This window comes from Roseateles aquatilis (assembly GCF_002205645.1).
Classification (GTDB): Bacteria; Pseudomonadota; Gammaproteobacteria; order Burkholderiales; family Burkholderiaceae_C; genus Roseateles; species Roseateles aquatilis.
The window spans coordinates 1-20,723 of the sequence record NZ_NIOF01000026.1; the positions used below are offsets into that span (position 1 = coordinate 1).

Annotated in this window: 20 protein-coding genes and 1 pseudogene; 7 read left to right on the plus strand and 14 right to left on the minus strand. The window is 68.6% G+C overall.

Going from position 1 to position 20,723, the window contains the following annotated elements; translation table 11 throughout:
- A partial coding sequence (locus CDN99_RS27340; protein WP_141101020.1) for an isocitrate/isopropylmalate family dehydrogenase occupies positions 1–561 on the plus strand: 561 nt, incomplete at its 5' end.
- Between the two features lie 420 nt (positions 562–981).
- On the opposite strand, the gene corA is transcribed toward CDN99_RS27340, so the two are convergent.
- From corA to CDN99_RS27375, 7 genes are all read right to left on the minus strand, one after another.
- Positions 982–1,950, minus strand: a complete 969-nt coding sequence (gene corA, locus CDN99_RS27345) for a magnesium/cobalt transporter CorA (RefSeq protein ID WP_088388756.1) — start codon at positions 1,948–1,950, stop codon at positions 982–984.
- A gap of 48 nt (positions 1,951–1,998) precedes the next feature.
- A complete protein-coding gene (locus tag CDN99_RS27350; protein WP_088388758.1) occupies positions 1,999–3,282 on the minus strand; it encodes a Fic family protein in 1,284 nt (427 codons plus the stop codon).
- A 111-nt stretch (positions 3,283–3,393) separates the two neighbouring features.
- The gene (locus CDN99_RS27355) at positions 3,394–3,846 is read right to left on the minus strand and encodes a GNAT family N-acetyltransferase (protein ID WP_088388760.1); all 453 of its coding nucleotides are present in this window, start codon (positions 3,844–3,846) and stop codon (positions 3,394–3,396) included.
- Positions 3,843–4,571 (minus strand): ABC transporter ATP-binding protein, encoded by a 729-nt coding sequence (locus tag CDN99_RS27360; RefSeq protein ID WP_088388762.1) that lies wholly within the window; start codon positions 4,569–4,571, stop codon positions 3,843–3,845. The genes CDN99_RS27355 and CDN99_RS27360 overlap by 4 nt, the downstream gene beginning before the upstream one ends.
- The gene (locus tag CDN99_RS27365) at positions 4,568–6,262 is read right to left on the minus strand and encodes an ABC transporter permease (protein WP_088388764.1); all 1,695 of its coding nucleotides are present in this window, start codon (positions 6,260–6,262) and stop codon (positions 4,568–4,570) included. Before CDN99_RS27365 ends, CDN99_RS27360 begins: the two co-directional genes overlap by 4 nt.
- Before the next feature lie 4 nt (positions 6,263–6,266).
- Positions 6,267–7,343 carry an extracellular solute-binding protein gene (locus CDN99_RS27370; protein ID WP_375134545.1) on the minus strand — a complete coding sequence of 359 codons (1,077 nt, stop codon included), beginning with the start codon at positions 7,341–7,343 and terminating at the stop codon, positions 6,267–6,269.
- Between the two features lie 227 nt (positions 7,344–7,570).
- Positions 7,571–7,906, minus strand: coding sequence for a hypothetical protein (locus tag CDN99_RS27375; RefSeq protein WP_141101021.1), 336 nt, complete (start codon positions 7,904–7,906; stop codon positions 7,571–7,573).
- A 469-nt stretch (positions 7,907–8,375) separates the two neighbouring features.
- Here CDN99_RS27375 and CDN99_RS27380 point away from each other — a divergent pair, with 469 nt between their 5' ends.
- Positions 8,376–10,088: an SEC-C domain-containing protein gene (locus CDN99_RS27380; protein WP_141101022.1), complete on the plus strand. Its 1,713-nt coding sequence runs from the start codon at positions 8,376–8,378 to the stop codon at positions 10,086–10,088.
- Between the two features lie 37 nt (positions 10,089–10,125).
- On the opposite strand, the gene CDN99_RS27385 is transcribed toward CDN99_RS27380, so the two are convergent.
- The gene (locus CDN99_RS27385; RefSeq protein WP_088388792.1) at positions 10,126–11,106 is read right to left on the minus strand and encodes a LysR family transcriptional regulator; all 981 of its coding nucleotides are present in this window, start codon (positions 11,104–11,106) and stop codon (positions 10,126–10,128) included.
- 207 nt (positions 11,107–11,313) lie between these two features.
- Here CDN99_RS27385 and CDN99_RS27390 point away from each other — a divergent pair, with 207 nt between their 5' ends.
- A complete protein-coding gene (locus CDN99_RS27390; protein ID WP_088388768.1) occupies positions 11,314–11,571 on the plus strand; it encodes a hypothetical protein in 258 nt (85 codons plus the stop codon).
- A gap of 158 nt (positions 11,572–11,729) precedes the next feature.
- On the plus strand, positions 11,730–12,560 hold the full coding sequence (locus tag CDN99_RS27395; RefSeq protein ID WP_141101023.1) for a phosphatase PAP2 family protein: 831 nt from the start codon (positions 11,730–11,732) through the stop codon (positions 12,558–12,560).
- An 8-nt stretch (positions 12,561–12,568) separates the two neighbouring features.
- Here the strand turns inward: CDN99_RS27395 and CDN99_RS27400 are convergent, their stop codons facing one another.
- The 3 genes from CDN99_RS27400 to CDN99_RS27410 all read right to left on the minus strand — a co-directional run bounded on the left by CDN99_RS27400 (position 12,569) and on the right by CDN99_RS27410 (position 15,073).
- Positions 12,569–13,360 (minus strand): metallophosphoesterase family protein, encoded by a 792-nt coding sequence (locus CDN99_RS27400; protein ID WP_088388772.1) that lies wholly within the window; start codon positions 13,358–13,360, stop codon positions 12,569–12,571.
- Positions 13,357–14,376 carry a diacylglycerol/lipid kinase family protein gene (locus tag CDN99_RS27405; protein WP_088388774.1) on the minus strand — a complete coding sequence of 340 codons (1,020 nt, stop codon included), beginning with the start codon at positions 14,374–14,376 and terminating at the stop codon, positions 13,357–13,359. The genes CDN99_RS27400 and CDN99_RS27405 overlap by 4 nt, the downstream gene beginning before the upstream one ends.
- 88 nt (positions 14,377–14,464) lie before the next feature.
- Positions 14,465–15,073 (minus strand): short chain dehydrogenase, encoded by a 609-nt coding sequence (locus CDN99_RS27410; protein WP_088388776.1) that lies wholly within the window; start codon positions 15,071–15,073, stop codon positions 14,465–14,467.
- Positions 15,074–15,183: 110 nt separating this feature from the next.
- On the opposite strand from CDN99_RS27410, the gene CDN99_RS29470 reads away from it, so the two are divergent.
- Positions 15,184–16,221 carry a LysR family transcriptional regulator gene (locus CDN99_RS29470; RefSeq protein WP_088388778.1) on the plus strand — a complete coding sequence of 346 codons (1,038 nt, stop codon included), beginning with the start codon at positions 15,184–15,186 and terminating at the stop codon, positions 16,219–16,221.
- On the opposite strand, the pseudogene CDN99_RS29475 reads toward CDN99_RS29470, so the two are convergent.
- Positions 16,214–17,191 (minus strand): annotated as a pseudogene (locus CDN99_RS29475) (LysR substrate-binding domain-containing protein); the annotation flags it as partial. The gene CDN99_RS29470 and the pseudogene CDN99_RS29475 overlap by 8 nt on opposite strands.
- A gap of 137 nt (positions 17,192–17,328) precedes the next feature.
- On the opposite strand from CDN99_RS29475, the gene CDN99_RS27425 reads away from it, so the two are divergent.
- Together CDN99_RS27425 and CDN99_RS27430 are read left to right on the plus strand one after the other, a co-directional pair.
- The gene (locus CDN99_RS27425; RefSeq protein WP_202820330.1) at positions 17,329–18,075 is read left to right on the plus strand and encodes a sulfite exporter TauE/SafE family protein; all 747 of its coding nucleotides are present in this window, start codon (positions 17,329–17,331) and stop codon (positions 18,073–18,075) included.
- Positions 18,072–18,416, plus strand: coding sequence for a hypothetical protein (locus tag CDN99_RS27430; RefSeq protein ID WP_141101024.1), 345 nt, complete (start codon positions 18,072–18,074; stop codon positions 18,414–18,416). The genes CDN99_RS27425 and CDN99_RS27430 overlap by 4 nt, the downstream gene beginning before the upstream one ends.
- On the opposite strand, the gene CDN99_RS27435 is transcribed toward CDN99_RS27430, so the two are convergent.
- Both CDN99_RS27435 and CDN99_RS29480 read right to left on the minus strand, forming a co-directional pair.
- The gene (locus CDN99_RS27435) at positions 18,368–20,239 is read right to left on the minus strand and encodes a methyl-accepting chemotaxis protein (RefSeq protein WP_088388784.1); all 1,872 of its coding nucleotides are present in this window, start codon (positions 20,237–20,239) and stop codon (positions 18,368–18,370) included. The two genes, CDN99_RS27430 and CDN99_RS27435, sit on opposite strands and share 49 nt — an antisense overlap.
- A 175-nt stretch (positions 20,240–20,414) precedes the next feature.
- Positions 20,415–20,723, minus strand: a 309-nt coding sequence (locus CDN99_RS29480) for a hypothetical protein (RefSeq protein WP_238139738.1), incomplete at its 5' end; no start/stop codon positions are given.

Sequence of the window (20,723 nt, forward strand, 5' to 3'; positions counted from 1 at the left end):
CGCGTGCTCAAGTACGCCTTCGAGCTGGCGCAGGCCCGCGATCGCAAGCACCTGACGGTGGCGACCAAGAGCAACGGCATCGCGATCTCGATGCCGTGGTGGGACGGCCGCGCCGACGCGGTCGGCGCCGGCTATCCGTCGGTCAAGGTGGACAAGCAGCACATCGACATCCTCAGCGCGCGTTTCGTGCTGCAGCCGGGGCGTTTCGACGTGGTGGTGGCGTCCAACCTGTTCGGCGACATCCTGTCGGACCTGGGTCCCGCGACGACCGGCACGATCGGTCTGGCGCCGTCGGCCAACCTGAATCCGGAGCGCAGCTTCCCGTCGCTGTTCGAGCCGGTCCATGGCTCCGCGCCGGACATCTACGGCCAGAACATCGCCAATCCGGTCGCGATGATCTGGTCGGGCGCGCTGATGCTGCAGTTCCTGGGCGAGCACGAAGCGCACGACGCGATCCTCACGGCGATCGAGAAAACGCTCGCCACCGGCCCGCGCACGCGCGACCTCGGCGGCGAGGCCGACACGACCGAGATGGGCCGAGCCATCGCCGCATTGATCTGAAGTCCAGACCCTCAGCCACCTGCGCCTAGCGAGGCCCCGATTCGGGATGCTCCGCCAGACGCAAACCACAGCCAAGGCAGTGCCATGGCGAGGATCTGCAACCACGCGGAGCGCCCGAAGCGGAGTCTCGCTACAGCTGATTTGAAGTCCAGCCCCTCAGCCACTCGCACCTAGCGAGGCCCCGATTCGGGATGATCCGCTAGGCGCAAACCGCAGCCATAGCAGCGCTATGGCGAGGATCTGCAACCACTCGGAGCGCCCGAAGCGGAGTCTCGCTACAGCTGATTTGAAGTCCAGACTCTCAGCCACTCGCACCTAGCGAGGCCCCGATTCGGGATGCTCCGCTAGGCGCAAACCGCAGCCATAGCAGCGCTATGGCGAGGATTTGCAACGACGCGGAGCGCCCGAAGCGGGGTCTCGCTACAGCCAGCCGGCTTTGCGGAAGCGCCAGAAGAGGACACCGCAGGTGGCGGTGATGACGCCCAGCGCGGCGGGGTAACCCCAGCGCCACTTCAGCTCCGGCATGACCTCGAAGTTCATGCCCCAGATGCCGGCGAAGGCGGTGGCGGCCGCGAAGATGCCGGCCCAGGCGGCGAGCCGTTTGGTCACCTCGGACTCCTCGATCGTCGCCATCGACAGGTGCACCTGGATGGCGGTGGTGGCGGTGTCGCGCAGCGTGTCCAGCGCGGACTGCATCCGCTCGAGATGGTCGTAGACATCGCGGAAGTACTCGCGCGTGTCCTCGCAGATCGGCGGCACGCGGCCGCGCACCAGCTTGCCGACGCTGTCCAGCAGCGGCGACACCGCGTGCTTGACGGTGGTGATGCGCTGCTTGAGCTCGTAGACGCGACGGATGTTCTCGCGCGTGACGCCGGGCTCGAAGATCTGCGCCTCGATCGCCTCCAGCTCGGCCTCCAGCGCCTCGATGACCGGGAAGTAGCGGTCCACGACCGCGTCCATGATCGCGTACATCACGAAGCCGGGGCCGCGGCGCAGCATGTGCGGCTCCTTCTCCGCGCGGGCGCGCACGCCCAGCAGGCTCTGCGCCACGCGATTGCGGATCGACAGCACGAAGTTGTTGCCCGCGAAGATCGCGACCTCGCCGGTGCAAAGCTCGTCCGTCGGGGTGAACTGCACCGCGTGCATGACGGCGAACAGCGTGTCGCCGTACTCCTCGATCTTGGGCCGCTGGTGGCCGTGCAGCGCGTCTTCGACCGCGAGCTCGTGCAGGTCGAATTCCTCCTTCATCGCCAGCACCTCCTCCGACGAGGCGTCGCGCAGCGCCACCCAGACGAAGCAGTCGGGCAGCTTCAGGTAATCGCTGATTTCTTCTGGCTGGATATCGGCCAGCCGACGGCCGTCGCGGTAGGCGACACAGTTGATGAGCATGACAGGTCTCGATCGTTCTCGTTGCCCGCGAGCGTAGCCCGGCCCGGATCAAGACGGCATCAAGAGAAACCGAGGGGCGACGGCCCTGTTTCCTGGCAGGGGGGATCGACCTGTCGGATCGAGGGGGGCGCCGTGCATGGACGTGTCGTCGCCATCGTCGCCGGCGGCGTCGTCGTGGTCACGGCCCAGCAGATCGAGATAGTCCGCGTAGACATGGATGCACTCGCCCGTGGCGCCGCGCAGCGTGCGCACCAGGCCGAGGTCCGCCAGCACCTCGGCCCCCCGCGAGATCACGTGAGAGCCCAGCCCGGCGAGCGAGGCGATGTCGCCGGCACGGGCCACGGGTCGCGTGAACAGCGCGCGGTGAACCCGCCGGGCGGCCTCGCCGTCCTCGGCGTTGGTCTCGCGCCGGATGCGCTCGCTGTCGCGCGCTCCCAGCGCGGTGACCGCCATCGCGGTATCGACCGCCTGCGTCGCCGCGACCCTGACCGCCGTCGCGAAGAAGCGCAGCCAGGCTTCCCAGTCGCCCGCCTCCCTGACCGACTGGAGCAGCGCGTAGTAGTCGTCGCGATGCGCCTTGAGGTGGAGCGACAGATAGAGCAACGGCTCACGCAGCACGCCCTCGTTGACGAGGATCAGCGGGATCAACAGCCGGCCCAGACGCCCGTTGCCGTCGAGATAGGGGTGAATCGTCTCGAACTGCAGATGCGCCAGCGCGGCCTTGGCCACCGAGGGGTGGCGCTCGGGCTGGTCGTTGAGGAAGTTCTCCAGATCGGACAGGCAGGCCAGCAGCCGCTGCGGCGGTGGCGGCACGAAGGACGCCGTCGCGGGAGATCGGCCGCCAATCCAGTTCTGCGTGCGCCGGATCTCGCCGGGCGCCTTGCCGGCGCCACGGCCGTGGCTCATCAAGCGGGCGTGCATCTCGTTCATCAACCGCGTGCACAGGGGCATGCCCTGCCTCAACCGCGCGATGCCGTGGTAGAGCGCGTCGACGTAGCAGGAGACCTCGCGCACGTCGTGCAGCGGCACGCCCGGCGCGCCGTCGGCCTCGTAGAGCAGCAGGTCGGACAGCGAGGACTGCGTGCCCTCGATCCGGGACGACATCACCGCCTCCTTGCGCACGTAGCTGTAGAGCAGCACGGCGGTATCCGGCATCAACAGCGTCAGGCCGTCGAGCCGGCCCAACGCCAGATGCGCTTCGTTGAGCCGCTCCTGCAGATCGGCGTCGAGCGCCAGCGCCGGCCGCGGCGGCAAGGGCCGCGGCACGAAGGCCCGGCAGACCTCGCCGCCGGCGATCGATGGTTCATGGTGTCCGGTGATGCCGCGTTGCATGAAGGCTCCTTCGATGGGAAGCCCGCAATGCTCCGCAAGACGGCGCACTGTTCAATCGCAGCAATGGGCCATCGCGATCCCCATGGAAGTGGGTCGTGGCGCGGTGCCCGCTCAGCCGGGCCGCAGCTCCAGCACCTCGTCGCCGTGGCCGTCGCGCTCGCCGGTGGGCCGCCAGCCCAGGCGACGATAGAAACCGTGCGAGCGGTGGGCCGGATTGGCGGAGCAACCCAGGAACAGCCGCGCGTGGCCGAGCCCGCGCAGATGGTCGACGGTGCGGGCCAGCAGCGTGCGGCCCAGGCCCCGTCCTTCGAAATCGGGCAGCAGCGCGAGCACGACGATCTCGCCGGAGCCCGCGTCGCCGAAGCAGTAGCCGGCCAGGGTGTCGCCCGCCAGGGCGACGAAGCCGGGCAAGGTGCCGTCGCGCACCTGGCCGGACCAGGAGGCTTCGGTGATGCCGAGCTCGGCCAGTCGCGCGGCAGAGATGGCGTTCTCCCGCGTGCGGCCGCGCAGGGCGATGCAAGCGGCGATGTCGGCCGGAAGGGCCGCGCGGAGCGTGACGATCATGGATTCGCGAGAGGCAGCGGGTCGATGGGGCAATGTACTTCGCCCGACGCCGCCGCCCGGGAGGGGCGCCATTCGACGAGGCGGCCACCGGCCATCACGCCGATCCAGTCGGCCATCGTCTCCGCCTCGTCGGGATCGTGCGTGACCATCAACGCGGTCTGGCCGGCGCCGCGCAGGATGCCGCGGACTTCCGTCGCCAGGCCGTCGCGCGTCGCGGCGTCAAGGTTGGAGAAGGGTTCGTCGAGCAGCAGCAGCCGCGGCGACGGCGCCAGGGCGCGCGCCAGCGCGATGCGTTGTTGCTGCCCGCCCGACAGCTCATGCGGCATGCGGGCGGCGAGCGCGTCCAGGCCCACCAGCGCCAGCAGCTCGCGGACGCGGCGCTCGCGGGCATCGCGGGTCCAGCGCCGCAGGCCGAAGCCTGCGTTGGCCGCCGCGTCCAGGTGCGGGAACAGCGCGATCTCCTGGAACAGCAGGCCGACGCCGCGCCGCTCCGGCGCGAGGTGGACGCCGGGACCCGACAGCACCTCGCCGCCGAGCGCGATGTGGCCGGCGGCCAATGGCTCGAAGCCCGCGATCGCGCGCAGCGCCGTGCTCTTGCCGCAGCCCGACGGCCCCAGCAGGCAGGCGACGCGTCCCAACGGCAGCGTCAGCGAAAGGCCGCGCAGCACCGGGGCCGCGGCGTTGGCGTAGCGGACGTGCAGGTCGTCGAGGACGAGCGTCGTCATGTCGCCTCCTTCATGGCGATGTAGTCGGTGAGGTCCGGCGCGGTGGGCGCGGGCGCGGGGGATGGCGACGGCTCCCGGCTCAGCAGCAGCACCGCCGGCAGGCCGACCGCCACGATCAACAGCGCGGCCAGCGCGCCGTGCTCGTAACTGCCGCGCGAGGCCTCGGCATACAGCAGCGTCGGCAGGGTCTCGAAGTTGGCCGGGCGCAGCAGCAGCGTCGCGGGCAGCTCCTTCATCACGTCGATGAAGACCAGCAGCGCGCTCGCGGTCAGCGCCGGCCGCAGCAGCGGCAGGTGCACGCGCCGCAAGGTGCCCAGCGCGCTCTCGCCGAGGCTGCGCGAGACCTGCTCCAGCTGCCGCGGCAATCGCGCCAGGCCGGCCTCCACGCCACCGACCGGCATCGCCAGGAAACGCATCACGCAGGCCACCACCAGCACCGCGCCCAGGCTCATCAACGGCAGGCCCGGCAGGCCGAGCGCCGCCGCGATCCAGCCGTCCACGGCCAGCGCCGGCGGCAGCAGGCCCAGCGCCAGCACCGTCCCGGGGATGGCGTAGCCGAGCGACGCGCCGCGCAGCAGCCAGGTGGGCGAGCGCCCGTCGCCGGCCCGCGCGGCCCAGGCCACGATCAGGCCGAGCACGACGGCGATGGCCGTCACGCCCAGCGCCAGCGCCGCGGAGTTCATCGCGCCCGCGAGCACCTCCGCGGAAAAGCCGTGCCCCTCCGCCGCCCGCTTCCAGGCCTGCGCCGCGAGATGCCCGGCCGGCAGCACGAAACCGAGCAGCACCGGCAGCGCCGCCGCCGTGGTCGCGAGCCAGGCGCGCGGTCCGCGCAGCTGCCGGCGCGGCGCGGCGCTCATGGCCCGCACGACGCCGAGCCGTTGCCGACGCCGCCCTTGCCGCTCCAGCCACACCAGGGCCACCACCATCAACAGCATCGCGCAGGCGATCTGCGCCGCGGCGCCGAGGTCGGAGCGCGTCACCCAGGTCGTGTAGATCGACGTGGTCAGCGTCGTCACGCCCATGAACTCGGACGCGCCGACGTCGTTCAGCACTTCCAGCAGCGCCAGCCCCAGCCCGACCGCCAGCGCCGGTCGCGCCATCGGCAGCGCGACGCGCCGGAACGCGCCCCACGGGCCTTCGCCCAGCAGCCGCGCCGCCTCCATCAGCCGCGCGGGCTGCGTCGAGAACATCGCCCGCATGCTCAGGTAGACGTAGGGATAGAGCACCGCCGACAGCACTAAGACCGCGCCCGCCATCGAACGCACGTCGGGCAGGCGGAACTGGCGCGGCGAGTCGAATCCGAGCAGCGCGCGCAGCGCCGTCTGGATCGGGCCGATCGGATGGAGCAGGTCGACGTAGCTGTAGGCCACGATGTAGGTCGGCACCGCCAGCGGCAGCAGCAGCGCCCACTGCAGGACGCGTCGACCGGGGAACTCGGCCTGCGTCACCAGCCAGGCGCAGCCGGTGCCGACGACGCCGGTCACCAGGCCCACGCCCGCCAGCAGCAGCGCCGTGTTGGCGGCGGCGCGCGGCAGGACATGCGCGCCCAGATGCGACCAATGCGCCGCGCCGGCGCCCAGCGCGGTGAGCGCGAGCGACAGCAGCGGCGCCAGCACCGCCAGCGCGGTCGCCGCGGCGGCGGCGCCCCAGACCGGGCCGACCGCGCCCGGCCGCCCGAAAACTTCCCTCACGCCGTCACTGGTCGAAGGCGACCTTGTCGATCAGCAGGCTGGCCTGCTTGCGGTGACGGGCGATCTCGGTGAGCGGCAGCGGGTCGGCCTTCAACGGTCCGATCGCCGACTGGATCAGCGGATCCAGCGCCACGCCCGCGCGCACCGGGTACTCGTAGTTGGTCTGCGCGTAGAGCTGCTGGGCCGGCTCCGACACCAGGAACTCCAGCAGCGCCTGCGCCGCGGCCTTGTTCGGCGCGTGCCTGGCCACGGCCGCGCCGCTGATGTTGACGTGCGTGCCGGCGCCCTTCGCGGCGAAGGTCGGCTTCAGCACCTGGATGCCGTCGCCCCACTTGCGCGCGTCGCTGCCGGGCTTGGAGGCCTTCATCTGGCCGACGTAATACGAGTTGGCCAGGCCGACGTCGCAGACACCGCCGAGGATGTCCCGCGCGACGTCGCGGTCGCCGCCGGTCGGCTTGCGGCCGAGGTTGGCCTTCAGGCCGCGCAGCCACTGCTCGGTCCTGGCCTCGCCGTCGTGCGCGATCATGGCCGCGACCAGCGCCGTGTTGTAGGGATGCTGGCCGGAGCGCGTGCAGACCTTGCCCTTCCACTTCGGGTCGGCCAGGTCCTCGTACCGGATCGGGCCCGCCTTCAGCGCCTGATCGGCGTAGAGCACGCGGGCGCGCATCGACAGCGCGGTCCACTGGCCGTCGGTGGCGCGCAGGTTGGCGGGCACCGCCGCTTCGACCGCGGCCGACTTCATCGGCTGCGTCGCGCCGCCCTCGACCAGGTCGATCAGGTTGCCGACGTCGACCGTCATCAGCAGGTCCGCCGGCGAGCGCGCGCCCTCGGCCTTGACCCGTTCCAGCAGCCCGTCCTTGACGAAGACCGTGTTGACCTTCGTGCCGGTCTTCGCGGTGAAGGCGGACAGCAGCGGCTGCACCAGCGCGACCTCGCGGGTCGTGTAGAGCGTCAACTCGCCGCCGGCCGGCACGTTGGCCTGCGCCACGGCCGGCACGCCGGCCATCGCCGCGACGGCGAGCGCCACGCGCGCGGCGCCGGTGGACAGGGAGGTACGGGAAGGGGTCTCGGTGCGGCGCATCGTCCTGGCTCTCTTTTTCGGCGGTCCGGGGACCGGGAAGCCGTCGATGAGAATTCTTCGCATCCACGGCGGTAGGCGCGAAATGTAGGGGGACGGTGCGCCAGGCGGCAATGAGGCGGAAGCTGCGAGCAGTCGCAGGTTTTGCGGGGCACACCTGGCCGGCGCGGGTCGGCGGCGGAAGGCCTGTCGAACGGGGAGCGCCGACGGCGCCCGCCCGTTCGGGCGCGTCAGTTGATGACGATGTCGTAGAGCCGGCACTCGCCGAACATGCGGAGCTCCTCGTCCTCGACGCGGACGACGACGGTCTTGCCCATGGCGAAGGCCAGCAATGCCGTGCTGTATTGGGCCTTGCCTTGCGGCGTGGTGACGTCCATCCAGGCTCGACTGCCGCAGGTGCCGCCGAACGAGCCGATGAGGAACAGTCCGACGCTGCCTTCGACGCGCGGTTGCACCACCGGCCCGGCGGCGGTGCGCAACGCGGCGGAGCCGGTGGCGGGGCTGAGGGCGGCCGCGGCGATCAGCAGCGGCGACAGCAGGCGAAGTTTCTTGATCAGCGATTGCATGGTCGAGATGAATGGGAGTTGCACAGAAGCGGACCTGTGGGAACTGCTCGGGGACTCGTGGAGATCAAGCCGATTGCGGCAACGCCCGCGCCCCGGCGCTGACGATGTCCGCCACTTCGCCGATCACCTGGCGCAGCCAGCGCCTCAGCAGTATCGTCTGCAGGTCGGCCCAAGGCGATGTCGCGCCACGGCTCTCAAGCGATGTCACGCATCGCGCCGCATTTATTACTCACACCGAGGCCAATAGGGTTAATGCTACTAGCGGCTCAGCCTGCGCGTAAAGCGATGGCCGCCTATTCACGCTAGTTGTCGGCACCCATTCGTAAATCATGTGCCGAAATGGTCTTCGGCGGATCTTCTATAAGCAGGCCTTTTTTGCTCAATCTCAAGATCCAGCCAGAAGGTCGAGCAATCACCTTATTTTCAGCCCACCCGAGCGTTCATTTTATTCCAGCACGACATTATTTGGGTGAACGCCAATACTATCCAAGAAGAAGTTCCTGTAACTTTCCCCCGAAGACGTGTCGCGCTTCAAGATGAAGATTGCACAAAAAGAACTCAGCATCATATTTATAAAATGCAACCCCAATACATCCACATCCCTCGAAATAGCAAATGCCCATGCCAAAGTGGGCTGAGGTTCAAGGAATGTCACGGCCGTCTAGGAGATAGCAGAACCTCCGAAGATCTCGCGAACGCAAAAGCCATTCTATTTAACAGAAAAATTGCAATAGAGCACCAACGACAGAAACAACAGGGCTTAGGCCCAGCAATCTCAAGCCACACAAGCAATGAAACAAGAGTTCTCAAGATCGGCTCCAAGGAAATAACTTTACCGAAAGATCAAACCTTCCTCGAGTTTCTTGACACCTATACCGAACACATCTTAAGTTCAGAATGGTGGATCACCGAATGTGAGAAACCTGACGAAGACGCTCATACGGTAGTGAAATGGCATAGACAGCAAGCGCTGCAGAAGTCAAGACTGGCAAATATCAAGAAAGGATTTCAGCTAATTCGTTTCACGGGCGCGATGGAAGCAAGCGCTCGTTTCGCCTATGACTTGTACTGCCTCTCAGTCTCAAACGAGGTTCAACAGCTGCTAATTGCACGCCTTAAGAACGCCGAGCAATTTCCTGGCGCAATGCAGGAAATATCAGTTGCCGCCATTCTATTGAGAGCGGGCTTTCGACTCGACTTTGAAGATGAAACCGACGGCTCCACAAAACATCACGAATTTACCGCAACCCACATAGGGAGCGGAATTCAATACTCTGTAGAAGCAAAACGAAGCGAAGGCTCAATTAACAGAATTGGCAGACTTTTGAGCAGTGCACTTCGCAAACCAACTCGACATCCTCGACTTATCTTCATCAACTTAAATAAAGAGTGCAAAGACAATGCCGATTTTATGCATCTTGCATCTCAGACGGAATCTCAGTTCAAGCGACTTGACAGTCAACCAGCCTCCGCTTCGCTGCCACCCGCCTACGTCATTTGCACCAATAATCCATGGGAAAGTAGACTTGACTCAATCGAGTATCCCACAGGGGGGCTAATAGTCTATCCTTTCAGAATGCCAGACTTTCTAGAGTTAAAAAGAGGCACTCTACGGCAGCTAATAAATGCCCGCGCAAGACATGCGCCAATCGAAGGGCTCATGAGATCAATAATGGAACATTCCGTGATTCCGTCAACCTGGGATGGTCAGATCCCTATTTTCGCCCACGGTTTGGCGCCGCGTCGATTCGTTATTGGCGAGCCTTGCACCGTCACGAACGCTGACGGAGAGGTATCAGGAATCTTACTCAACGCAATTGTGAGCGAGAACGAAAAACAGGTCGCGTGCGTAGTCCAGAAGTCCGATGGAACGCACGGAATTGGTTCCACACATCTTTCAGAGGAAGAAATAATTGCCTGGAAACAGCATCCAAAAACATTCTTCGGAGTCTTAAATAACAACAACACGATACCTATCGACGGAGATCCTTTAGAGCTATACGATTTCTTCTACATTCAAATACTAAAATCTAGTAGCCGTGACAGACTAATTCAAGATCTTGCAGGCAGCGAAGAGGGTAGCAGTCTAGAAAGTATGACTTTCCAAGAACTCGCCAGTAAATTGGCCGAACGTCAAGCAAACCATTTACTCGCAAGTCTCCAATATGATGCTCCCCTGTGAGTCGGCAACGACCTATAAATCCCGAACGTCGTGACCGCTAAGGCAACGCCCGCGCCCCGGCGCTGACGATGTCCGCCACTTCGCCGATCACCTGGCGCAGCCAGCGCTGGGCGGGGTCGGGCTCGGCGCGGACGTGCCAGACCTGGCTGATGTCGATGCTTCGCAGCGCGAAGGGCACCTGCCGGCAGGCCAGTTGGCCGGCACTGCCGGACGCCGGCACGAAGCTGTCCGGCAGCACCGTCAGCAGGTCGGACTGCTGCACCGCCATCGCGCCGGTGAAGAAGCTGTTGACCGTCATCGCGACGGTGCGGCGGCGGCCGAGCAGCGCCAACGCGTCGTCCACGAAGCCGTGCGCGCGGCCGGCGAAGCTGACGCGCAGATGCTGCGCGTCGCAGTAGGTCTCCAGCGTCAGGGCGCCGGGCGCCGCCAGCGGGTGATCGGCGCGCATCACGCAGACGTAGCGGCTGGCGTAGAGCGGCTCGCGGCGGAAGGCGGTGCTGTCGTCCTCGACCAGCAGCTCCTCCATCAGGTCGGGGAAGAAGCCGATGGCCACGTCGGCCCGGCCCTGCTCCAGCAGCTCGCGCGGGTCGCGGGTCGTCAGCGGCACGACGCGCAGACCGACATGCACCCCCTCCTCCAGGAAACGACGCGCCAGCTGCGGCACGATCAATGCAGCGGTCGCGTCCGCCATCGCCAGCGTGAAGCTGACCGTGTTGCCGACCGCGCGCGGATCGAAGACCTGCGGCTCCAGCACCTGCTGCAGGCTGGACAGCGCGTTCCGCACGACCGGCCACAGCGCCTGCGCGTGCGGGGTGGGCTCGACGCCGGTCGGCGTGGGGATGAACAGCTCCTCGTGCGTTGCCTCGCGCAGGCGCCGCAGCGCGTTGCTGACCGCCGGCTGGGTGATGGCCAGCCGATGCGCGGCGCGGGTGACGTGGCGCTCCTCCATCACCACGTCGAAGACGCGGAGCAGATTCAGGTCCAGCGTCCGGAAGTTGACGGGGCGGGGAGTGCTCATGCGCCGCATGCTAATGGCTCCCGCCAGGGCAACGAGGGTCGGCGCCGGGGCCCGTTCGGGCAATCGGTCACGGGGCATTCGCGGCGGTGATGGCCCGATTCGGAGTCGCAATTGGCGTGCCGTACGTGAAAACCGCAATATCACGGCCATGGAACGCGGCCACCCCGCGCTCCACCAGACACCCAGACCGACACCGAAGGAACCACCATGACCACCGCAACGCTGAATGTCTCGCCCCAAGTGATGGCCGCCGACGCCGCGCGCGTCCGCACCGCGAATGCCGCGGGTGAACGCCTGGTGGTCGCCGCGCTGCACGCCGGCCGCTCCATCGTCGAGTTCGTCCACGCCGCCGCCGAAGTCCGTCCCCGCGACGGCCTGCGTCAGACCGCCGCCGACATCTCGGCCGAACGTCCCGACCTGGCCTTCTCGCTGCGTCGTGCCGCGCGCAACGGCTGGATGTACTGAGCCGAGTTCTTCGGGACGTCACCAGACGTCCGCTCCTGCAGGGAAAGCCGGGCCGCGAGGTCCGGCTTTTTCCTTTTCTGGCTCCCGAACCCGCCGGCGCTCCCATGCGCCGGCACACGCCGAGCCGGGGCGCGTCAGTCCGCCGCAAAATGCGCCCCATGACCGATCCTTCCTGGCTCCTGGACGCCGCCACCTTCACCGGCCGGCACGCCGTTCCGCTGTATTTCGCGCTGCTGGCGCTGGTGCTGGGCACCGCCTGGCTGGGCAGCCGCTGGCTGCTCCCGGACCGCGGCGGTCCGGCGGCGGCGCCGGAGCCGCTCGCGCCCGCGGCATTGCTGATCCGTCTCGCGGCGGGTTTCCTGTTCATCGTCGGCGGCGCGATGCTGTTCGCGGAGATCGCCGAGGAACTCCACACCGAGCGCACCCTCGGCCTGATGGACGAAGCCTTCATCACCGCCATGATCGATCACGTGCCTGACGTGGTGGTGCACGCGTTCTACCTGCTGACCTTCCTGGGCAATCGCGACACGCTGATCGCCATCGCGATCGTGGTGACGCTGGGCCTGCTGTGGCGCAAGCGGCGCGGGCTCGCGCTGGGCTGGCTGCTGGCGATGATCGGCAACGCGCTGCTGAACCCGACGCTGAAGCAGGTCTTCGAGCGCGCCCGCCCGGTCCATCCGACCCATTGGCTGACCGAGGAAGGCTTCAGCTTCCCCAGCGGTCACAGCTCCGGCACCGTCGTCGTGCTGGGCATGCTGGCCTATCTGGCGGTGCGGCTGCTGCCGCGGCGCTGGCACGTGCCGGCCTGGGTCGCGGCGGCGGGGCTGGCGTTCTCGGTCGGCGCGAGCCGCGTGTTCCTGCGCGTGCATTTCCCCAGCGACGTGCTGGCGGGTTTCGCGTCCGGCGCCGCATGGCTCGCCGTCGCCATCGCGAGCGTCGAGCTCGCGCGTTGGAGCCACCGGCGCCGGCGCGCGGCGCGATCGGGCTGATCGCCCGCTCAGCCCAGCGTCGTCGCCGTGATCTGCTGAAACGTGCCGACCGTCTCGTCCACGTCCCAGCGCTCGACCACCGCGCCGCGGCCCGGCCCGGTGCGGATCACGTTGACCGAGTTGGGGATGCCGCCCCGCACCCGCGTGCTCAGCGCGGTCCCGGCCTGCACGGCCCAGACCGGGTGTGCCAGCGTCGGCCAGCGCGCCCGCAGCGGCAGCACATACGGCAAATGGATGTGGCCGCCGATGACGGCATCCACCCCCGCATCGGCCCAACGCCGCACGGCGGCTTCGTGGCCGCGCAGCAGGTTCTCGAGGTCGGACGCCTTCGTCACGGCCACCGGTTGATGCACCGCGACCATGCGCCACTGTCCCGGCCGCGCCGCCTCCAGCCGCCGCGCGACCCGGTCGATCTGCGCCGCCGACACCTCGCCATGCGTGTGCCGATACCAGCGTGTCGTGTTGATCGCCATCAGCAGCAGATCGTCGCGCTCGAACTCGCCTTCCAGCGCCTCGCCGAACGCTCGGACATAGCGACCGTAGGGATTCAGCAGACGATTGAACACCGCGAACAACGGGATGTCGTGATTGCCCGGAATCACCAGTCGCGCCGGCACGCCGAGCTTGTCGACGAAGGCCCTCGCCCGCGCGAACTCGGCCGGCCGTGCCCGCTGCGTGATGTCGCCGGTGACCAACAGCAGATCGGGCGTCAACGCGGCGACCAGCCGCTCCAGCGCCGCCATCGCCATCGGTCGTTCGGTGCCGAAGTGCGTGTCGGAGACCTGCAGCACCACCGTCACGAGCCGGACTCCGTCGTCGAAGGCGCGCCGGCCGGGGCCGCCGACGCCATCGCTGCCTGAGCCTCGCGTCGCTCCTGGGCCAGGCCGTCCGGCCGTATCAGCATCAGCGCATGCGGTGACACCGCGAAGCGCAGCGGCAACGGCATCCACAGCACCTCGCCGTCGGTGGCGACCTTGATGCGGCGGGCGCCGAAGAAGCGAGCCTTGACGGTCAGGCGGCGGAAAGAGAAGTTCTCGACCTGGTCCGCCTCGCCCAGTTGACCGAGCGCGCCGCGCGCCAGCAGCACCAGCAAGGCCCACCGGCCGACCCGCTTCAGCATCACGCCCGCGAGCGCGCCGCCGTCGATCGCGCGGGCCTCCGGCAGGCCGACCTGCTCCAGCTGCAGCGCGTTGTTGCCGACGAAGAGCGTCGGCGTCCGCACCCGCCGGGGCTGGCCCTGCAGCTCGATGGTCAGGCGCAGGCTGCGATGGCCGCGCAGGATGGTCGCCACGCCCGCGCCCAGCGCCACCAGCCGGCTGCGGCCGAACTGCTGCTTCCAGGCCTCGCGGTCCTCCAGCAGTTGCGGATAGAGCCCCAGGCTCGCATTGACGATGAAGACGCGCTCGTTGAGCAGGCCCACCTGCACCGGCGCCGCCGATTCGTGCAGCAGCACGCGCAACGCGCCGTCCAGGTCGGACGGGATGCCGTGCGTGCGCGCGAAGTAGTTGAAGGTGCCGCGCGGCAGCACGCCGAAACGGCATCCGCTGCCCAGCACCGCCTGCACGACGCCGTTGATCGTGCCGTCGCCGCCGGCCGCGACCACCACGCCGTCGACCTCGCGGGCGCGGCGGACCGCCTCGCGCGCGACCTCGCCCAGGCGCTCCGGTTCCTCGACGGGCAGCAGCTCGCAGCCACGCCCGGCGGCCGCGCAGGCCGCCTCGACGGCGGGGCCGACCTCGTCCCGATCGCCCCGTCCGGAGGCTCGGTTGAACACGACGAACAACGGCGGGGCACGAGTCTCGGAGGAAGGCGGCATGCGGATCGGCGGGCGCGATGAAAAAAGGACGATACCGCGTCGGCAATCCGGGCGCCTGCCTGCGCGCCCCGGCCGTCAGGCCGTCACGTCATTCGACGAAGTACGTCCGGCCCGTCTGGCCGCCCTCGACGCTGCGCTGATAGGCCAACGCGACGCGCGCGGCCGGCACGCCTTCCATGCCGGGCATGAAGTCGCCGTAGCTGGGCAGCGATTCCGTCAGCACGGTCGGGCTCACCACATTGATGCGCAGGCCGCGTTGCAGATCGATCGCCGCGCCGCGCGCGAAGCCCTCCAGCGCCGCGTTCACCGCCGACGCGTTCGCGCCCTGGCGGATGGGCTCGCGCGACAGGATGCCGGCGGTGAGCGTGATGGAGCCGCCGTCGCTCAGCGCCCGCTGCCCCAGCAGCGCCAGGCGCACCTGGCCGAGCAGCTTGTTCTGCAAGCCGATGTTGAACTGCGCGGCCGTCATCTCGGTGATCGGACCGAAGTGCAACTCGCCGGCCGCGCTCACGATCGCATCGAGCGGACCGTTGGCGGACGCTTCCTCGAAGAGGCGGCGCACGCTGTCGTCATCGGTGATGTCGACGCGGAACTGGCCGCTGTTGCGGCCGGCGGTGAGCACCTCGTGGCGCGCGGACAGGTGTGCGTGCACCGCTTGGCCGATGACGCCGCTGGCGCCGATGAGCAGGACTTTCATGGGGATTCCTCGAAGTCAGGATGGGTTCGACAGGCTTGAATTCTTTCCATCACCATTGATTCGATAAAGTCCCGCATCGTTTCTACATTCCATATCCTGGATATCGAATCATGTTCGACAAGCTGCGCAGCATGGAAGTCCTGGTGGCCGTGGCGGACGCGGGCAGCTTCGCCGCGGCGGCGCGGGCGCTCGACCTGACCCCGGCGATGGTGGGCCGGCATGTGCAGGCGTTGGAGACCCACCTCGGCGCCCGGCTGATCCAGCGCACGACGCGGCAACACCGCATCACCGAGGTCGGCCTGGCCTTCACGCAGGACTGCCGACGCGTGCTGGAGCAGGTCCGCTGGGCCGAGACGGCCGTCGAGCGCAGCCGCAGCGAGCCGCAAGGGCAGTTGCGCGTCTCGGTGGCGGTGGCGCTGGGGCAGGTCGTGATCGGGCCGCTGGTGGCGGACTTCCTGATGCGGCATCCGCAAGTGAGCGTGGAGCTGCACCTCAGCGACGGCGTGTCGGACCTGCTCGGCGAAGGTTTCGACGCGGCGATCCGCATCGGGCCGCTGCATGCGGACGGCATGGTGGCGCGGCCGATGCGCCCCTATCGGATGGTCATCGCGGGCGCGCCGGCCTACTTCGAGCGGCATGGCGAGCCGCGCACCGCCGCCGATCTGGCCCGGCATGCGTGCCTGAGCCATTCGGTCTGGCAGCGGCGCAGCGAATGGGCACTGTCCGGCGGCCGCCAGACCTTGCAATGGCCGCAGACGGCGCGCTTCACCGCCAACCAGGGCGATGCGCTGCGGCGCGCCGCCCTGCGCGGCCTGGGCCTGGTGCTGCAGCCGGAAGTGCTGCTGGCCGACGACCTCGCCGCCGGCCGGCTGCGCGCGGTGCTGCCGGACTGCGTGCCGCCGGAGCGGCCGGTGCACCTGATCTATCCGCCGGACCGCCAGCGGCTGCCCAAGCTCGGCGCCTTCATCGACGCGATGCTCGCCGGCTGGGGCCCGCAGACGTCGACGCCGGGCCAGACGAAGTCGACGCCGACGAGGACACCGCCGACGACAACGTCGACGGCATCGACGGCGCCATCGGCTCGACCAGCGCCTCGATCAACGCCCGCACGCCGGGCAACGAAGGCGCCTGCGCGGAGTGGCAGATGAGCAGCGTGCGCCGGGCCCACGGCTCCTGCAACCGCGCGATGCGCAAGCCCGGCGTGAGCCATCGCGACGCCGCGCCGCGCGGCATCACCGCGACACCGGCGCCGGCCTCGACCAGACGCGCGACCGCCTCGAACCCCGACACCCGCACGCGGTGATGCGGCACGCGGCCGCTGCGCGCGGCCTGCATCTGGATGAAGCGCCCCAGCCCGCTTTCCGCGCCGAGGCCGACGAAGGGCTGATCGAGCAGCTCGACCAGCCGAACCGATGCACGCGGCCGACCGCCCGCCGGCAGCAGCGCGACGAGCTCGTCCTCCAGCCAGGGCCGCGCCGTGAGTCCGCCGGTGTCGACGTGATCCGCGACGATGGCCACGTCGGCGACGCCGCCGCGCAGCGCCTGCAGCGAGGCATCGCTGGACATTTCCTGGAGCTCGACGTCGATGTCCGGGTGCGTGGCGAGAAAACGCCCGAGCCGCGGCGGCAAGGCCTCGACCATCGCGACGGTGTTGCACAGCAGCCGGACCGTGCCGCGCAGACCGTGCCCGAACGCCGACATCGCGACATGCAGCGAGTCCAGCTCCGCCAGCACGCGATGCGCCTGCCGCGACAGCGCGCGGCCCGCGTCGGTCGCGACGGCGCCGGACTTCGACCGCTCCAGCAAGCGCACGCCGACGCGATGCTCCAGCGCCTTCATGCGCGCGCTCGCGGCGGCCAGGGACAGGCTCATCGCCTCCGCGCCCGCCGTGATGGAGCCGGACGCCACGACCGCCTCGAACAGCTGGAGATCGAAGGGATCGACGCGATAGTCGATGGAACGCGCGGTGGAACGGGCCGAGGCCCGCGCCGCCGGGCTGGCGGCCGGGCGAGCGGTCGAACGGGCCTCCCGGCCGGCGGCGGGGTTGGAGGTCGGGCCGGTGGTCCGGTGGCTGGTCGAGCGGGCAGGCGAGCGGGCAGGCGAGCGGGTGGCGGTCATCGGGAACTCCGGTCCATGAGGCGATGCCGACGCGACCGACGGCGGGCCCGACGATCACCATCCTTCGGCGATGCTGAAGGATATCCGCCGCACTTCGAGATCGACAGCGCCGCCCTGCCGCCGCGAAGATGCGCCGCATGGACATGACCTCATTCGCGGCGCTCGCGCCCTGGCTCGGCATCGGCGCCGTCTTCGTGCTGGCGGGTGGCGTGAAGGGCGTCACCGGGATGGGCCTGCCCACGGTGGCGATGAGCCTGCTGGGCCTCTGGATGGCGCCGGCCCAGGCCGCGGCGCTGCTGGTGATGCCGTCGCTGGTGACCAACGTCGCGCAGTGCCAGGGGCCGGCCTGGCGCCGCCTGGTGACGATGCTCTGGCCGGTGTGGCTGGGCATGGTCGTCATGACGGTCTGGTCCCCGGACCTGGCCTCGCTGGCGCCGATCGATGCGCGGCTGGCGCTCGGCATCATCCTCGTCGTCTACGGCCTGTGGGGCCTGTGGAAGCCGGTGGTGCCGCAGGTCTCGCCCAGGGCCTGGTGGATCGGGTTGCTGGCCGGCCTGGCGACCGGCTTCGTGACCGCGTCGACGGCGGTCTTCGTGCTGCCGCTGGTGCCCTACCTGCAGGCGCTGAAACTGGACAAGGACACGATGATCCAGGCGCTGGGCCTGTCCTTCACCGTCGCGACGCTGTCGCTGGCGGCGCGCCTGCACGCCTTCGACGGCGGCGGGCTGCTGTCGATGCCGTCGTTCGTGGCGCTGGTCGCCGCGGTGGCCGGGCTGGGTGTCGGCGCCGCGGTGCGGGCGAGGATCAGCGCGGTGGCTTTCCAGCGCGCGCTGTTCCTCGTGTTCATCGCGCTGGGCATCGCCAACCTGTGGCGGGCGCTGTGATCGGCGTCGCCGCCCGCGACGAACCGCCGCGGCCTCCGGCGCGACCGGACCTGGACGAGCTGGCCGCGCTGCTGGAGCGCTCCTATCGCCTCGCGTTGTGGCTGCAGGACACCTCGCCGCCCACGGACGACCCGGCGTCGCCGGCCGCCTTCGCGGCCTTCGTCGCCTCGTCCGAACTGGTCGCGGTGCTGGACGAGGCGCGAGCCCTGCTGGTCGCGCGGCGCGCCGGCCCCGCCCGCGATAACGGCGCCGCGAGCGATGCCAGTGATGGCGGCAACGGCGACGCTGGGGATCACGTCAGCCGGAACGTCGCCGCCAGCGCATTCATCCGCTCGGCCTGATCGTTGAGCGACGCGGCGGACGCCGCGGCCTCCTCGACGAGCGCGGCGTTCTGCTGCACCACGCGTTCGACGTCGGTGAAGTTGCCTCGCAGCTGCTGCAGGCTGGCGGCTTCCTCCGTCACCTCGTGGGCGATGCGTTCGATCTCGGCGCTGACGGCGCCGATGCCGCGCTCGATGCCGGCGATGGCGTCGCCGGCGGTGCGTACTTCCGACTGGCCGCGCTCGACGCGCGTCACCGATTCGCCGATCAGCACCTTGACCTCGCCGGCCGCCTCGGCGCTGCGCTTGGCGAGGTTGCGCACCTCGGCGGCGACGACGGCGAAGCCGCGTCCCTGCTCGCCCGCGCGGGCCGCCTCGACGGCCGCGTTGAGCGCCAGGATGTTGGTCTGGAACGCGATCGCATCGATCACAGCGACGATCTCCGACATGCGCTGCGAGCTCGCGCCGATCGACGTCATCGTCTCGACGAAGCCCTTCACCAGCCGGCCGCCGTCGGCGGCGCTGGCGCTGGCCTCGTCGGCCAGGCGGCGCGCGCGGGCCGAGGCCTGGGCGGTGCCGTCGAGCGTCTCGGACAGGCGCTGCACGTTGCTGGAGGCCTCCTGGACACGTGCGGCGGCGGTCTCGCTGCGGACGCTGAGGTCCTGATTGCCGGCGGCGATCTCGTCGGCGGCGCCGTGGATCTCGCCGGACGCGACCTGCATCTGCGTGACCAGGGCGCGCAATCGATCCCGCATCGAGCGGATCGCGTCGAGCATGCGGCCGAGCTCGTCGTTCGAGCGCAACGGCGTGTCGGCGGTCAGGTCGCCATGGGCGATGCGATCGGTCAGCAGTTCAGCCTCATGGATCGGACGCCAGACGCCGAGCAGCGTGCGCCACAACATCAGCCCGAGCGCGATCAAGCCACCGATCACCACGATGGAGGTCAGCATCAGCCGGCGCTTCATCGTGGCCTCGCGCTCGTCCAGGCGCCGGTCCAGGGTATCCATGACGCGAGCCGACAGCTCGGACTGCAGCACCGCGCCCTTCTTCAGCGTCGCGACGAGCTGGTCGAGCGGGTAGTTCACGTCCTTGGCCGACGCATCGAGCGCCTCCAGCACGACTTGTCGCTGCTGCTCGACGCGTTGGAGCGTCTCGGCGTATTCCGCGGCGCGGTCCGCGTCGGCGGTGGCGGCCTGACGCAGCGCGCCGTTGAGCTGTCGCAGATCCGCGCGATACCGGCCCGCCGCATTGGCCACGGCGCCGACGTCGTCGACCGCGGCCGCCGACGCGATCGCGCCCAGCTCCGCCAGCGTGTCCGTCATCTGCGGCGCAACCTGCAGGCCGGCCACGATGTTGAAGTAGGTGGCGCCGTCCGGCTGTGACAGCAAACCGGCGTGACCATTCAGATGCGCGATCGCGTCGAAGATCCCGTCAAGCAGTTGTCGATACTGCGGTGCCTGGGTTTGAATCATTTGATTCACGCCCTTGCCGTGCAGCGTGTTGAACTGATCGCGGATTTTCCCGGCTTCGTCGATTAATACCTGGTTGTCGTGAACGGCGGTCAATTCCGTCATCAACGATTCAAAGTCCTTCAACAGCTTCACCGCGTGCTTGTCGCGCGCTGCCGCCTGCTCCGGCCGGCTGGCGGCCGTGGCGGAGGCGACGCGGTGTTCGGCCAGTCCAGCGATGACGCGCTGCCACGCCTGGTTCGCGGGGAGAGCTGCGCGTTCCAGCTTGACGGTGCGGAGTTCGCTCAGAAGGTTGAGGCCGAGCTGCCCGGACGGCAGCAGGCAGATCACGCCGCATAACAACGCGACGAGGGCAAGACGGTGTTTGAGAGGCATCGGGCAAACCTTGGGGAGGTCGGAGGAACAAGGGAAAGCCCGAGAATTCTTGCAATCAAACGTTACAGCTTGAGCGCGTCGGATAACGTCCGTTTGGGTCGACGTTATTCATGCGAAATTAATGCGGGTGAGTTAGGTTTGCGGCGAGGCGTGAATATTGCACGCGGGAGGTGAATCAATGTTTCCTGCCGGTGGAATAGACATGTTGGAGCGCGCAGGACAGCGCAACGGCCGGGAGGATCAGGAGCAACCATGGCGTTGGCGACGTCAGGTCGATGCCGCGGTGGCCCAGCAGGCGACCGGTCAGCCACAAGGCGCAGGCGACGGGAAGGCCGATCGCCGCGGAGGCGATGGCCATGCGGTGGATCGGGCCCGATGGACCTGTCCTGAATTTTGTGTGCGAGGCATAACATGACCCGACCCCGGAGCATTTATGCCAATCGACAAACCGCTGAGCAAGACCAAGCTGAGGAACGCCGCGATA